Origin of the sequence: Sphingomonas sp. (assembly GCF_017744835.1) — a bacterium.
Taxonomy (GTDB): domain Bacteria; phylum Pseudomonadota; class Alphaproteobacteria; order Sphingomonadales; family Sphingomonadaceae; genus Sphingomonas.
On sequence record NZ_JAGIAM010000001.1, the window covers coordinates 1,091,166 to 1,104,573 of the forward strand.

Consider the following 13,408-nt stretch of genomic DNA (forward strand, 5'->3'; position numbering starts at 1 on the left):
GGATGCGTGCGCTGGCGGCGGCGCGGGGCGCGGTGGGTGCGCGGTTTCGGCTGCATGGGCGCGACACGGAGAGGGGGCTCGACTGCCTGGGGCTGGCGGCGCTGGCGATCCGCGCGGCGGGATATGAGGGCGAAGTGCCGAGCGGCTATGCGCTGCGCAGCGGCAACATCGCGCGAGTGTGCGGGCGACTTGGTGCTGCAGGACTGGTGGCGGTGACCGAGCCGCGCCCGGGGGACTTGCTGCTGCTCGCGGCGGGACCCGGGCAGCTTCACTTCGCGATCGATACGGGAAGCGGGATCGTCCACGCCGACGCGATGCTGCGGCGCGTGGTCGAGCGGCCGGGTACGCCGCCCTGGCCGGTGATCGGGCGCTGGAGGATGGAGGGCTAGATGGCTACTTTGGTGCTGACGGCGGTGGGCGGCACGGTCGCAGGCCCTGTGGGCGCGGCGGTGGGCGCGATGGTGGGCAGCGCCATCGACCACGAGCTGCTGTTCAAGCCCAAGAGGCGTGAGGGGCCGCGGCTCGCCGAGCTTCGCGTGCAGACGTCCTCCTATGGCACGCAGATCCCCAAGATCTTCGGGACGATGCGGGTCGCCGGATCGGTGATCTGGGCGACCGACCTGGTCGAGCATCGCAGCCGGGACGGCGGCAAGGGGCAGCCGACCACGACCAGCTACAGCTATACGGCGTCGTTCGCGGTCGCGCTCTCGGCGCGGCCGATCCTGGGCGTCGGGCGGATCTGGGCAGACGGCACGCTGCTGCGCGGCGCCGCGGGGGACTTCAAGGCACGCACTGGCTTTCGGCTGTATCTGGGCGACGAGGCGCAGATGCCCGACCCGCTGATCGCGGCGGCGGAGGGTATCGGCCTGGCGCCCGCGCATCGGGGGCTCGCCTACGCAGTGTTCGAGGATCTGGAACTCGCCGACTTCGGCAATCGCATCCCCTCGCTGAGCTTCGAAGTGATTGCGGACGCTGCGGAGGTTTCCGCGGGCGGCGTGGTGGAGGCGCTCGCCGGCGGCGACATCCTTGCGGCCGACGAAGGGCCGGCGCTGACCGGCTTCGCCGCACAGGGGACGAGCGTGCGCGCGGCGGCGGAGACGCTCGCCGGAGCGGCGGGGGCCTGGTTCCGCGACGAAGGCGGACGGCTGGCGCTGCTCGCGGGTTCGGGCGCTGCGACCCCCGTCGAGGACGAGCGGATCGCTTCGCAGGCGCAGGCGCGCCAGGAACGCGCGATCGCGGCGGCGGAGAGCGTGCCGCTGAGCATCGTGCTCAGCCATTATGATCCTGAGCGCGATCACCAGGCCGGCCTACAGCGCGCCGTGCGCCCCGGCCCCGGGCTGCGCGAGGAGCGGATCGAGCTGCCGGCGGCGATCGATGCGGGGGGCGCCAAGGCAATTGCCGAAGCGACGCTGGCCAAGCTCGAGCGCGAGCGCGAGCGGCGGACGGTCACGTTGCCCTGGCGCGGGATCACGGTCCGCCCGGGCGAGCGTGTTGCGATCGCGGGCGCGCCGGGAGTGTGGCGCGTCGAACGCTGGTCGCTCGAGCATATGGCGGTGGCACTCGACTGCGTCCCCATCGCTTCGGCTCCGATGGCCGCACCGGCGAGCCCGGGCCGGGTGCTCGGCGCGCCGGATCGGAAATGGGGGACGACGATTCTCCATGCCTTCGAACTGCCTGCCTTGGGCGATGCCCCGTCGGCAACTCCGCGGATCGCCGTGGCAGCTGCCGGGAGCGAGCCGGGCTGGCGCAGCGCGGCATTGCTGCTCAGCAACGACGGCGGGGCGAGCTGGAGCGAGGCCGGCGGCACCGCAGCGCCCGCGGTGCTCGGGACGCTTGTCGTACCTCCCGGCCCGGCTGGCGCGACGCTGGTCGACCGCCGCAGCGTGATCGGGGTCGAGCTCGCGCACGCCGGGATGCTGCTGACGGATGCCGACGACGTTGCGCTCGCAGGCGGCGCCAATCTGGCGATGGTGGGAGACGAGCTCGTGCAGTTCGCGCGCGCCGAGCCGATCGGCGACAATCGTTGGCGGCTGAGCGAATTGTGGCGCGGCCGCCGGGGAACCGAGCTTGCAGCCGGCGCTCAGGCGCCGGGCGACCGGTTCGTGCTTTTGCATAAGGACTCTCTCGCCATTCTCGACCTGCCCGCGGCAGCGCTGGGCGGTACCGTCCGTCTTCTCGGCCAAGGAGTGGGAGACGCAACGGCGGCCGAGGCGGAGGTGGCGATCACCGGGATCTCGGTGCTTCCGCTCGCGCCGGCACAGCTGCGGCTGGTTGACCGGGGGGAAGTACATTGGGCGCGGCGCAGCAGGAGTGGCTGGGACTGGATCGACGGTGTCGATGCGCCGATCGGAGAAGAGACCGAGCGCTATCGGATCACTGTCACGACGCCCGACGGCGAACGCGTCGAGGAAATTGCCGAACCGCGAATCGCAGTCACTGCCGTCGAGCGTGCCTCGGGAGCGACCGTCCAAGTGCGCCAGATCGGCGCCCGGGGCCTGTCTGCCGCCGCAACGCTGATTCTGCCGCCTGTCGGAGAAAACCGATGACCGACCCTACGCATCGCCTCGCCCTGCCTCTGCTCGAGCCTGGGCAGGCACAGAAGGAGTTCTTCCACAACGAAGCACTCACCCGCCTGGATATCGCCGTGCAGGGCGCGGCGACGGGCCCGGCAGATACGCCGCCGGCTGTACCCCGGCCGGGACAATGCTGGATCGTCGGCGCCACGCCCACAGGGGACTGGATCGGGCATGCCCATGCGGTTGCGGGCTGGACCGATGCGGGTTGGCGCTTCCTCGCGGAATGCGGCTGTGGCTGGGGGCCGCAACGGGATTCGCGCTCTTCACTAAAGGGGAATGGCGCGTCGGCGAGGCGCACGGAAAACTATTTGTCGAGGGAGAACAAGTGGTTGGCGCGCAAGCCTCGCCAATCCCGGAACCGGCGGGTGGTACGGTGGTTGATGGCGAAGCGCGGGCCGCGATCGTTGCGGTACTGGAAGCATTGCGTTCGCACGGACTGATTGGGAGCAGTTAGACTGTGACGATAATGCAACAGTGGCGGATTTGTGCGCTTGCGCGGAAACTTTCGTTTCGGTAGTGAGTTTTTCGCTGTCCGTAGTGACAACCAAGAAAGGGGATTAAGATGCGGAAGCTTGCCGTTACTCTGGCACTTGCGACGACCGCGCTGAGCACGCCCGCCCTCGCCCGCGACGATGCGTGGTATGTGGGTGTCGAAGGCGGCACCATGCTGGTCGAGGACATCGACTTCGACGTCGGTGGCCTGATCGACGTCGCAACTGTGGACCACAAGAAGCCCGGCTGGGATGCCGATGCCGTCGTCGGTTACGACCTCGGCGTGTTCCGCCTCGAAGCGGAAGTCGGTTATCGCTCGGCGAATGTGGATTCGTTCCGTTCGGGCACCACGACGCCGGTCATCGGTGGTCCGGCCGCTCGTCCCGGCACCTTCGACTATGCAGGCGGCCGTTCGTCGGCGCTCAGCTTCATGGTCAACGGTCTGTGGGACTTCGGTGACGACGATGGCGTCCAGGGCTTCGTCGGCCCCGGCCTGGGCATTGCGCGCGTCAAGCATCGCATCGGCCTGACCACCGCTGGCGACTTCCTCGACGACTCGGATACGGTCGTGGCCTGGCAGGCGATTGCGGGTATCCGCGCGCCGCTGTCCGACAATGTCGACGTGTCGCTGAAGTATCGCTTCTTCAACGCCCCCGGCGTGACGGTCGTCGACTCGGTCGGCCGCGAGTGGTACGGCCGCTTCCGGTCGCACAGCATCCTGGGTGGCCTGGTCTTCAACTTCGGCGCGCCGGAGCCGGAGCCCACGCCGGAGCCGACCCCGACGCCGACCTGGACTCCGACGCCCGAGCCCACGCCGACCCCGCCGCCGGTGGTCTGCACGCCCGGACCGTACATCGTGTTCTTCGACTGGGATAAGTCGGACATCACGCCGGAGGCCGCGAGCATCCTCGACAACGCCATCAGCAACTACCAGAACTGCGGTAACTCGCAGGTCATGCTGGCGGGCCACGCCGACCGTTCGGGTCCGGCGAGCTACAACGTCGGGCTCTCGCAGCGTCGCGCGGACTCGGTGAAGGCTTACCTGACCGCCCGCGGCATCTCCGACGGTGTGATCACGACCCAGGCGTTCGGCGAGAGCCGTCCGCGCGTCGAGACCGCCGATGGCGTCCGCGAGCTCCAGAACCGCCGCGTGGAAATCACTTACGGTCCGGGTTCGGGCCAGTAAGCCACGCAGGTTCTTCGGAACTGAATTGGGGAGGTCGGGAAACCGGCCTCCCTTTTTCTTTGTGCCGCGTTCATCGAGAGGGCGAGGAGTCGCGCTCAGTTTCCAAGTAAAACCCAAATTAACATTGTCGCTGCATTATCTCCGATCTGGACCTTCGGGCACGGATATTCGGAGCAGGGAGCGCGATGGAGGAGCGGTACGCAGCGCAAGCGCAGCCTGCGGCGAATAGCCTGAACAGCGACGACTGGCGGGATCTTACGGCGGCGTCCGTTTCCGACCAGCCGGACCGGGAGCGTCAGGGGTGCGCACCGCTGAAGACCGAGCGGCTGCATCTCCGCAGCCGGCCGGCCGGTCTCGCCAAGGAGCGCGAGCGCGCCCGCGAAATCCTGTCGACTGCGCGGGGCGTGGTCACCTCGGCCTTCACGGACATCCGCTTCGGGCGGAAGATCAATTCCGCCGATCTGGAGCCGGTCGTGGCCGCGATCGCGGCCTCGGTCAGCCGCAGCCCGACGGCGCTTCCGGGCGTCACGCGGATGAAGGAGCGCCACGAATATACCTATCTCCATTCGATCGCCGTCTGCGGGCTGATGATCGCGCTGGGGCGGGAACTGCGGCTCGATCCGGCGCTCACGCGCGAGATCGGCTTGGCCGGCCTTCTCCACGACGTCGGCAAGGCGCGCGTGCCGGTGGCGCTGCTCGACAAGCCTGGCCCGCTCGACTTCGAGGAATATGCCCTGGTCCAGGAACATACGGTCCGCGGCCATGAGCTGCTGCGCGAGTCCGGCATCGACTCCGAGATCGCGCTCGACGTTTGCCTGCACCATCACGAGCGGATCGACGGCAGCGGCTATCCTTCGGGCATCTCGGCCCAGTCGCTGAGCATCTACGCGCGCATGGCGGCGGTGTGCGACGTATACGATGCCGTCACTTCCAGCCGCTCCTACAAGGAAAGCTGGTCGCCCGGCGCGGCGCTCGACTGGATGACCGGCACGACGGGCCATTTCGATCCGCGTGTGTTGCGCGCGTTCCGCTCGATGCTCGGCGTCTTCCCCTTGGGATCGTTGGTTCGGCTGACCAGCCAGCGCCTCGCCGTCGTGCTCGACGAACCGGATGACGATCCCACCAGCCCAAATGTCTGCGTCTTCCTCAGCGCCGAGACGTGCGAGGAGCTTCCGCTCGCGGCAGTCAGCACCCGAACCGACCCGATCATCGGGCTCGAGGTCTCGGCACATTGGGGGCTGCGCGATTGGGAAAGGCGCCGCGAGGAGATCGTTCGCGCGTTCGAGATCGCTCCCGGAAATTGACGATCGGCGTCAGCTTTCGGCGACTTCGAGCGCCGGCGCGAGCCATTCGGGGACGATCGCGTCGCCCAGCGCCTCGACCCGGCGCAACTCGACCATCAACCCCAGCTCCGGGTAGGCCGCGCGCGTGCGTTCACCGGGCTCGCCGAGCGGCGCCACCACCAGGCGGCGATTGACCTTGGCGCGGTAGTGCATGCGCGCAGTGTTCTCCTGGCCGACATAGCAGCCCTTGGAAAAGCTGACGCCGTTCAGCTCGGCGGCGTTGCATTCGAGCCACAGTGTCTTGTCCTGGCCGAGCTCCTCCACTCCCTCGGTGACGCCCAGCGCCAGCCGATTCGCTCGCCAGCCGGTAGCGACGGCGCCTTCGGCCGAGCCGAGCCAGCGGCGGCCGAGCGCATCAAGCCGCGGGTCGGGAACACCCTGCTCGCCTTCCGGCGCCCAATGGACGCCCCCTTCGATAGCCTCGATCGCGATCGGTCGGCGCAGGCGGTAGATCGACAGGCGGCGGATCAGCGCGTCGCGCTGCGCGGCCTCGCAGTCGACCAGGATCGCATCGCCGTCAGCCCAAAGGATGAAATCGAACAGCGCCTTGCCTTGCGGCGTGAGAAGGCCCGCCCATTGCGGCGCCTCGGGCGTGACGCGCGCGAGGTCCTGGGTGACGAGGCCCTGGAGGAAGCCGCGGACGTCCTCCCCCGCGATACGGATCAAGGCTCGGTCGGAAAGCAGGGTGCCCGGGCTGGTATCGCTCATGCCGAACAGGTAGGAGGCAGGCGGTTCCGACGGAAGAGGCGATTATGGCGAGCGTCGATCTCAAGCTGAAGGGCGGGCGCGTGCACCTGCCGAGTGGTCCGGCAGAAGTCGAGGTCGGCGTCACTGCTGGACGGATCGTCGCGATCGGCGATGTCGGCGATGCGGGCGAGACGATCGACTGCACCGGGCTCGACGTGCTGCCGGGCGTGATCGACACTCAGGTCCATTTCCGCGAGCCCGGGCTCGAAGCCAAGGAAGATCTCGAGAGCGGCAGCCGTGCCGCCGTGCTCGGCGGCGTGACCGCGGTGTTCGAGATGCCGAACACCAAGCCAAACACCGACAGCGAGGCGGCCGTCGCCGACAAGCTCGCGCGCGCCAGGAACCGGATGTGGTGCGACCATGCCTTCTATGTCGGCGCGACAGCGGCCAATGCCGAGCGGCTCGCCGAATTCGAGCGGCTGCCGGGCACCGCCGGCATCAAGATTTTCATGGGCGCCTCGACCGGCGACCTGCTCGTCGCCGAGGATGGGGAGCTTGCGCGCGTGCTCGCCTCGGGCAAGCGCCGTGTCGCGATCCATGCCGAGGACGAGGCGCGGATGAACGCGCGGCTGGGCGAGCGCGTCCCCGGCGATCCCTCCTCGCACCCGGTGTGGCGCGACGACGAGAGCGCGATCCTCGCCACCCGGCGCATCCTGCGGCTGGCGCGCGAGGCGCGGCGGCGCATCCATGTGCTCCATGTGACGACGCCCGCCGAGCTCGAGCTGCTGGGCCAGAACAAGGACATTGCGACCTGCGAAGTCACGCCGCAGCACCTGACGCTGGCCGGCGAGGAGGCCTATCCGCAGCTCGGCACCTATGCCCAGATGAACCCGCCGATCCGCTCGCGCGCGCATCGCGACGGGCTGTGGGAATGGTTGCGCCAGGGCGTGCCCGACGTGATCGGGTCGGACCATGCGCCGCACACGATCGAGGAAAAGGCCAAGGAATATCCGGCGAGCCCCAGCGGCATGCCGGGCGTCCAGACGTTGCTGCCGCTGATGCTCAATCATGTGGCCGAAGGGCGACTGACGCTACAGCGGTTGATCGACATGACCAGCGCAGGGCCGCAGCGCGTGTTCGGCCTGGTCGGCAAGGGTCGGATCGCAGTCGGCTATGACGCCGATTTCACCGTGGTGGATCTCAATGCGCGCTGGACGGTCGAAGAGAGCTGGCTCGCCTCGAAATGCGGCTGGTCGCCGTTCACCGGCATGGCGCTGACCGGCAAGCCGATCGGCACGATCATCCGCGGCAATCGCGTGATGTGGGAAGCCGAGCTGGCCAATGCGGCAATCGGCGCGCCGCTGCGCTTCGAGGCCGTCGAGTTCGGCTGAGCGATCAGCCCGCGGCGGGGACGATCCCGGCACGGAGCAGGCGGAACGCATTGCCGCCCATCACCTTGCGGATCTCGTCGGGCGTGAAGCCGCGGTCGACCAGCGCCTGGGTGATGGCGACGAGCTGCGCGGTGTCGAAGCCTGTGGTGACCGCGCCGTCGAAGTCCGATCCGAGCGCGACATGGTCGATCCCCACGAGGTCGCTGACATGCGCGATCGCCCGCGCGATCTCGCTGGGCGCGGTCGAGCAAACCGCGGCTTCCCAATAGCCGATCCCGACCAGCCCGCCGGTGCGCGCGATGCCGCGCACTTCCTCGTCGGTGAGGTTGCGGTTGACCTTGCAGGTTGCCTGGACGCCGCCATGGCTCGACACGACCGGGCGATGCGCCATCTTGAGCACTTCGGCGACGGTCTGGTGGCTCGAATGGGCGACGTCGACGATCATGCCGAGCTGCTCCATCCGCCGTACGACCCGCACGCCGAGCGGCGTGAGCCCGCCCTTCTTCACGCCGTGCATCGATCCGGCGACTTCATTGTCGAAGAAATGCGCCAGGCCCGCCATGCGGAAGCCTGCCGCATGGAGCCGGTCGAGGTTCTCGATCCGGCCTTCGATGTCCTGCAGCCCCTCGATCGAGAGCATCCCGCCCACCACCTTCGTGCCATGCGCGCGGTCGGCGAGCAGCCGGTCGAGGTCGGCGGGCGTGCGGATCATGCGCAGCTTGCCGTTGGATGCGGCGGCGGCGCGATCGAGCTTCTCGGCATGCCAGAGCGAGCGTTCGAGCAGCGATCCCCAGGTGCGCACCGGCTGGAGCTGGGCAATCGCGAGCAGCGTGATGTTGTCGCTGTCGGCGCCGTTCGAATCGTAATTCTGTCCCTTGGGCGTCTTGGTGACCGAGGAGAAGATCTGCAGCGCGACATTGCCGTCGATCAGCCGAGGCACATCGACTTGCCCGCGGCCCGCGCGATCGTTGAGATCGCGGTTCCACAGCAGCGTGTCGCCGTGCAGGTCGGCGATCTGGAGCGAGGCGTGGAGCGCACGCGTCGAATCCTGCACCTGCGGCATGGTGGTAGGCACCACCTTGTTCATGCCGCTTTCCACGCGCGCGGGCGCGAAGCCGAAGAAGAGCAGCAGGCCGGCGACGAGGACGATCGCCACGCCCCATGCGATTTTGTGTTTCACTGCGCGCGCTCCAGCGTCACGAAGCTATGCGCAGGGCGGTCGCCCTCGGCGGCATGATCCTCGCGTGCCACTTCGCGCCACTCCGCTCCGAAATCCGGCACCACGGCGTCCCCCTCCACATCGGCATGGACTTCGGTGAGCTCGATCCGGTCGGCTCGATCGAGGAACAGCGCGAATATCTCCGCGCCGCCGATCACCGCGACTTCCTCAGCTCCCGCCAGCGCCAGCGCCTCGTCGGGCGTGTGCGCGACTTCGGCGCCCGGCGCCTGCCAGTCGCGATCGCGCGTCAGCACGATGTGACGGCGGCCGGGAAGCGGCGCGGGAAAGCTCTCGAAGGTCTTGCGCCCCATCACCATCGGCTTGCCCATGGTCTGCGCCTTGAAGCGCTTGAGGTCCGCCGGAAGGTGCCAGGGAAGCCGTCCCTCGCGCCCGATCACGCCATTGTCGGCGCGCGCGAGGTGGAAGGTGACGCGGGGCGCCGTCAATTCGCGGGGCAGCGCATCAGCGCGGCGGCCTGATCGCTCGCGGCACCTGTGGGCGGCTTGCTCGACACGCGGACCTCGTAGAGTTCGGGCCACATCTTGCCGGTCACGAAGATGCGCTTGGCGGCGGCATCATAGGCGATGCCGTTGGGCACTTCGTCGACGTCGGGGTTGGCCGGGCCAAGCGCGGCCACGTCGACGAAGCCCTTCACCTTGCCGGTCGTCGGATCGATCCGCGCGATCAGGTCGGTGCGCCAGATGTTCGCCCAGATCTCCCCGTCGATCCATTCGAGCTCGTTGAGCTCCTCGACCGGGCAGCCGTTGGCGGTGACCTTCAGCGTGCGCTGTTGCTTGAGCGTCTCGGGGTCGAGGAAGCGCAGCTCGGGCGTGCCGTCGCTCATGATCACCGACTTGCCGTCGTGCGTCAGGCCCCAGCCTTCGCCCGGATAGGGGAACTCGCCCTTCGGGGTGAAGTCGGCGCGGTTGTAGATGAAGCCCTTCTGGTCCTTCCAGCTCAGCTGGTAGAGCTTGTCCTTCCAGCCAACGATGCCTTCGCCAAAATAGGGAAGCGGCAGCTCGCGCTGCGCGAGGACCTCGCCCGTATCCAGCTTCACCTTGCGGATGCCCGAAGTGCCTTCCTCGCCAGTGCCCTCGAACAGTGCGCCGTCCTCGAAGAACAGCCCCTGGGTGAAGGCGAGCGGGTCGTGCGGGTAGGTGTGCACGACCTCGACGGTCTGGACGGTCGGCGGCGCATCGTCCTCGGCGCGCACCAGAAACCACCAGCCGGCGGCGACGAGCACGATCGCGGCCAGCGCGATCCAGAGCAGCTTGCTACGCATCCCGATCAGACCGCCACCGGAGCCTTGATGTGCGGCTGGGCCTCATATCCGTGGATCACGAAATCCTCATATTCATAAGCGTCGATCGAAGGCGGCTTGCGCAGAATCTCGAGCCGCGGGAGCTGGCCGGGCGTGCGGCCGAGCTGCTCGCGCGCCTGATCGAGATGGTTGGAGTAGAGGTGGCAGTCGCCGCCGGTCCAGATGAACTCGCCGGGCTGGAGCCCCGCCTGCTGCGCGAGCAGATGGGTGAGCAGCGCGTAGCTGGCGATGTTGAACGGCACGCCGAGGAAGATGTCCGCCGAGCGCTGGTAGAGCTGCAGGCTCAGCCGTCCGTTCGCGACATGGCACTGGAACAGGCAATGACAGGGCGCCAGGGCCATGGCGTGGAGGTCGCCCGGGTTCCAGGCCGAGACGACCATCCGGCGCGACGCGGGGTTGGTCTTGAGCGTCTCGATCAGCTCGGCGATCTGGTCGATGCTGCGCCCGTCGGCTGCCTCCCAGTCGCGCCACTGCTTGCCATAGACGGGGCCGAGGTCGCCGGTCTCGTCGGCCCATTCGTCCCAGATGCTCACCTTGCGGTCCTGAAGCCACTTCACATTGGTGTCGCCGCGCAGGAACCACAGCAGCTCGACGATGATCGAGCGGATGTGGAGCTTCTTGGTGGTGAGCAGCGGAAAGCCCTCGGCCAGGTCGAAGCGCATCTGGTGGCCGAACACCGAGCGCGTGCCGGTGCCCGTGCGGTCCATCGTCTCCGCGCCTTGGGTGAGCGCGCGCTCCATCAGGTCGAGATACTGGCGCATCGCGCGAGCCTAGGGGGCCGCCGGGCCGGCCGCAAGTATGCGCCGCGTTGCTCCGTAATGGACCGGGATGCGCTTCGGCGGGCATGAAGCGGCGGGCATGATCGCGCCATGGCCCAATCCCGACGCCTGATCGATGTCGATGCGGCGGGGCTGCTCTTCGCGCCGCTGGCCCGGGCGCGAACCGAAGTCGTCGCCTTCGCCTATCTCGCCGCCGACCATGGTCTTCTGGGCCTGCGCCATACGCGCTCCCCCCGACCCGACGGGGTGGCGCTGACGATACGCGACGTCGCCGCCCAGGCGCTGGCGCTCGACGCCGCGGCGGTGGTGATGGCGCACAACCATCCGAGCGGCGATCCCACGCCCAGCACCGCCGACCGCGACGCGACGCGCCGGATCGCGCACGCGCTGGCGACACTCGAGGTGCGCCTGCTCGATCATCTCGTGGTGGCGGCGCGCGGCACGGCCAGCTTCCGCCGGCTGGGGCTACTCTGAGCCCTGGCTCGGATCGATCCTGGCGGGCGCGGCAGTGGCGCCCGAGCGGCAGGCCTTGATCGTGCCCGGCTCGGGGCTGGGCCCGGCGGCGCGGAAGATCGCGATATAGCCGCCGGCCGACGGCATCGGCCGCATCGATACGAGCTGATAGCCTACCGCCGCGAACTCGCATTTGAGCAGGTCGGGCGGCGTGCCATGGTCCTGGGTGCTCCGGTTGGCGTCGACCACGATCACTTGCCCGTCAGGGGTCAGCGAGGGGCGCAGCCGCCACAGGAATTCATAGGGCGATTCGATCTCGTGGTACATGTGGACCATGAGCACCCGGTGGAAGCTCGCCTCGGGCAGCCGCGGGTCGGCGGGCAGGCCGAGCCTGACGCTGACGTTGTTCAGCCGCTCGCGCACCACGCGCGTGCCCAGCTCCTCGATGATGTCAGGAACGATGTCCTCGGCCACCACCCGGCCCTTGGCGCCGACGCGCTGGCCCAGGCGGATCGTGTAATAGCCTTCGCCGGCGCCGATGTCGGCAACCGTCATCCCCGGCTTGATCCCCGCCAGGTCCATGACCTGCGCCGCTTCGTTGAGCCGGTCGCGCGCTTCCTCGGTCGACCAGCGTGCCGAGACGATCGACGCCACCGGCCGGTCGGCGGCGGGGAAGCCCGTATGCGGATCGTGCCGCTTCTCGTCCTTGCCTGCCGCGCCGCCGCCGCACGCCGCCAGCAGCAGCAGCGGGAGCAGCGCGCCTGCGGACGAGCGGGCCAGGATCAATCGACGTCCTCCACCTCGACCGTCTCGCCGGTCACGCGCTGCGACAGCGCCGACGCCATGAACGGGTCGAGTGCGCCGTCGAGCACGTCGCCCGGCGCAGTCGAAGTCACGCCGGTGCGCAGGTCCTTCACCAGCTGGTACGGCTGGAGGACGTAGCTGCGGATCTGGTGACCCCAGCCGATGTCGGTCTTGGTGGCGTTCTGCGCATTGGCGGCCGCCTCGCGCTCGGCCAGCTCGCGCTCGTAGAGGCGCGCGCGGAGCTGGTTGTAGGCCTCGGCCTTGTTCTTGTGCTGCGAGCGCTGGTTCTGGCACTGCACCACGATGCCGGTGGGCAAGTGAGTGATGCGCACCGCCGAATCGGTGGTGTTGATGTGCTGGCCGCCCGCGCCGGAAGCGCGATAGGTGTCGATGCGCAGCTCGCTGTCGTTGATCTCGATGTCGATGTTCTCGTCGATCACCGGATAGACCCAGACCGACGAGAAGCTCGTGTGCCGCCGCGCCGCGCTGTCATAGGGCGAGATGCGCACCAGCCGGTGCACGCCGCTCTCGGTCTTGGCATAGCCATAGGCGTTCTCGCCCTTCACCAGCAGCGTTGCCGACTTGATGCCCGCCTGCTCGCCGGCATGATAGTCGATCAGCTCGACCTTGTAGCCGTGCCGTTCGGCCCAGCGCGTGTACATGCGCTGGAGCATCCCCGCCCAGTCCTGGCTCTCGGTGCCGCCGGCGCCCGAGTTGATCTCGATATAGGTGTCGTTGGCGTCGGCCTCGCCCGAGAGCAGCGCCTTGACCTTGTCGATCTCGGCGCGCTCGGCGAGCGCGGCCAGGCTGGCGGTGCCTTCGCTCGCCATTTCCTCGTCGCCCTCGGCCTCGGCCATCTCGATCAGCTCGGCGGTGTCGTTGAGCTCGGTCTCGATCGCGCGCGTGGCGGTGATCGCCTCGTCGAGGCGTCGGCGCTCGCGCATCACGTCCTGCGCCTGCTTGGCGTCGTTCCACAGCGTAGGATCCTCGACGCGCGCATTGAGCTCGTCGAGCCGGCGCAGCGCGCGGTCCCAGTCGAGGAAGCGGCGCAGCAGCGCCAGCGCGCCGTTGATCTTGTCCACATATGCCTGCGCTTCGGCGCGCATAAAATCACTCCGGGTCTTCGTTCTGCCGTCGCTCCCGCCGGACGGGAAGCA

At 68.6% G+C, this 13,408-nt stretch carries 14 protein-coding genes; 7 read left to right on the top strand and 7 right to left on the bottom strand.

Going from position 1 to position 13,408, the window contains the following annotated elements; translation table 11 throughout:
* The first annotated feature begins 2 nt into the window (after nucleotides 1–2).
* The 5 genes from J7500_RS05270 (at nucleotide 3) to J7500_RS05290 (ending at nucleotide 5,558) form a co-directional block, all read left to right on the top strand.
* Nucleotides 3–389, top strand: a complete 387-nt coding sequence (locus J7500_RS05270; protein ID WP_294060452.1) for a peptidoglycan endopeptidase — start codon at nucleotides 3–5, stop codon at nucleotides 387–389.
* The gene (locus J7500_RS05275) at nucleotides 390–2,546 is read left to right on the top strand and encodes a phage tail protein (protein ID WP_294060453.1); all 2,157 of its coding nucleotides are present in this window, start codon (nucleotides 390–392) and stop codon (nucleotides 2,544–2,546) included.
* Nucleotides 2,543–3,016 (top strand): DUF2793 domain-containing protein, encoded by a 474-nt coding sequence (locus J7500_RS05280; RefSeq protein ID WP_367112966.1) that lies wholly within the window; start codon nucleotides 2,543–2,545, stop codon nucleotides 3,014–3,016. The genes J7500_RS05275 and J7500_RS05280 overlap by 4 nt, the downstream gene beginning before the upstream one ends.
* A 122-nt stretch (nucleotides 3,017–3,138) precedes the next feature.
* Nucleotides 3,139–4,254: an OmpA family protein gene (locus J7500_RS05285; RefSeq protein WP_294060454.1), complete on the top strand. Its 1,116-nt coding sequence runs from the start codon at nucleotides 3,139–3,141 to the stop codon at nucleotides 4,252–4,254.
* Nucleotides 4,255–4,439: 185 nt separating this feature from the next.
* Complete coding sequence (locus J7500_RS05290; protein WP_294060455.1) at nucleotides 4,440–5,558, top strand: HD-GYP domain-containing protein; 1,119 nt, start codon at nucleotides 4,440–4,442, stop codon at nucleotides 5,556–5,558.
* 9 nt (nucleotides 5,559–5,567) lie between these two features.
* On the opposite strand, the gene J7500_RS05295 is transcribed toward J7500_RS05290, so the two are convergent.
* Complete coding sequence (locus J7500_RS05295; protein ID WP_294060457.1) at nucleotides 5,568–6,305, bottom strand: folate-binding protein; 738 nt, start codon at nucleotides 6,303–6,305, stop codon at nucleotides 5,568–5,570.
* Between the two features lie 44 nt (nucleotides 6,306–6,349).
* Here J7500_RS05295 and J7500_RS05300 point away from each other — a divergent pair, with 44 nt between their 5' ends.
* Nucleotides 6,350–7,675, top strand: a complete 1,326-nt coding sequence (locus tag J7500_RS05300; protein ID WP_294060458.1) for a dihydroorotase — start codon at nucleotides 6,350–6,352, stop codon at nucleotides 7,673–7,675.
* Nucleotides 7,676–7,679: 4 nt separating this feature from the next.
* On the opposite strand, the gene J7500_RS05305 is transcribed toward J7500_RS05300, so the two are convergent.
* From J7500_RS05305 to J7500_RS05320, 4 genes are read right to left on the bottom strand one after another with little or no spacing between them, the layout of a single operon-like run.
* Nucleotides 7,680–8,855: a dipeptidase gene (locus tag J7500_RS05305; protein ID WP_294060460.1), complete on the bottom strand. Its 1,176-nt coding sequence runs from the start codon at nucleotides 8,853–8,855 to the stop codon at nucleotides 7,680–7,682.
* Entirely contained in the window at nucleotides 8,852–9,340 is a 489-nt protein-coding gene (locus J7500_RS05310; protein WP_294060461.1) for a dihydrofolate reductase, read from the bottom strand. Before J7500_RS05310 ends, J7500_RS05305 begins: the two co-directional genes overlap by 4 nt.
* Complete coding sequence (locus J7500_RS05315; RefSeq protein ID WP_294060463.1) at nucleotides 9,337–10,176, bottom strand: glutaminyl-peptide cyclotransferase; 840 nt, start codon at nucleotides 10,174–10,176, stop codon at nucleotides 9,337–9,339. Before J7500_RS05315 ends, J7500_RS05310 begins: the two co-directional genes overlap by 4 nt.
* Before the next feature lie 5 nt (nucleotides 10,177–10,181).
* Nucleotides 10,182–10,976, bottom strand: a complete 795-nt coding sequence (locus J7500_RS05320) for a thymidylate synthase (RefSeq protein ID WP_294060464.1) — start codon at nucleotides 10,974–10,976, stop codon at nucleotides 10,182–10,184.
* 108 nt (nucleotides 10,977–11,084) lie between these two features.
* On the opposite strand from J7500_RS05320, the gene J7500_RS05325 reads away from it, so the two are divergent.
* Entirely contained in the window at nucleotides 11,085–11,468 is a 384-nt protein-coding gene (locus tag J7500_RS05325; RefSeq protein WP_294060465.1) for a JAB domain-containing protein, read from the top strand.
* Here J7500_RS05325 and J7500_RS05330 read toward each other — a convergent pair.
* The gene (locus tag J7500_RS05330; protein WP_294060698.1) at nucleotides 11,460–12,185 is read right to left on the bottom strand and encodes a methyltransferase domain-containing protein; all 726 of its coding nucleotides are present in this window, start codon (nucleotides 12,183–12,185) and stop codon (nucleotides 11,460–11,462) included. The genes J7500_RS05325 and J7500_RS05330 overlap by 9 nt on opposite strands.
* A 44-nt stretch (nucleotides 12,186–12,229) precedes the next feature.
* Entirely contained in the window at nucleotides 12,230–13,357 is a 1,128-nt protein-coding gene (gene prfB, locus J7500_RS05335; RefSeq protein WP_294060466.1) for a peptide chain release factor 2, read from the bottom strand.
* Between the last annotated feature and the right edge of the window lie 51 nt (nucleotides 13,358–13,408).

Coding starts and splice junctions, on each gene's coding strand:
- J7500_RS05300 (WP_294060458.1), top strand. CDS start 6,350: ATGGCGAGCGTCGATCTCAAGCTGAAGGGCGGGCGCGTGCACCTGCCG.
- J7500_RS05290 (WP_294060455.1), top strand. CDS start 4,440: ATGGAGGAGCGGTACGCAGCGCAAGCGCAGCCTGCGGCGAATAGCCTG.
- prfB (WP_294060466.1), bottom strand. CDS start 13,357: ATGCGCGCCGAAGCGCAGGCATATGTGGACAAGATCAACGGCGCGCTG.
- J7500_RS05270 (WP_294060452.1), top strand. CDS start 3: ATGCGTGCGCTGGCGGCGGCGCGGGGCGCGGTGGGTGCGCGGTTTCGG.
- J7500_RS05280 (WP_367112966.1), top strand. CDS start 2,543: ATGACCGACCCTACGCATCGCCTCGCCCTGCCTCTGCTCGAGCCTGGG.
- J7500_RS05295 (WP_294060457.1), bottom strand. CDS start 6,305: ATGAGCGATACCAGCCCGGGCACCCTGCTTTCCGACCGAGCCTTGATC.
- J7500_RS05285 (WP_294060454.1), top strand. CDS start 3,139: ATGCGGAAGCTTGCCGTTACTCTGGCACTTGCGACGACCGCGCTGAGC.
- J7500_RS05275 (WP_294060453.1), top strand. CDS start 390: ATGGCTACTTTGGTGCTGACGGCGGTGGGCGGCACGGTCGCAGGCCCT.
- J7500_RS05320 (WP_294060464.1), bottom strand. CDS start 10,976: ATGCGCCAGTATCTCGACCTGATGGAGCGCGCGCTCACCCAAGGCGCG.
- J7500_RS05325 (WP_294060465.1), top strand. CDS start 11,085: ATGGCCCAATCCCGACGCCTGATCGATGTCGATGCGGCGGGGCTGCTC.
- J7500_RS05315 (WP_294060463.1), bottom strand. CDS start 10,176: ATGCGTAGCAAGCTGCTCTGGATCGCGCTGGCCGCGATCGTGCTCGTC.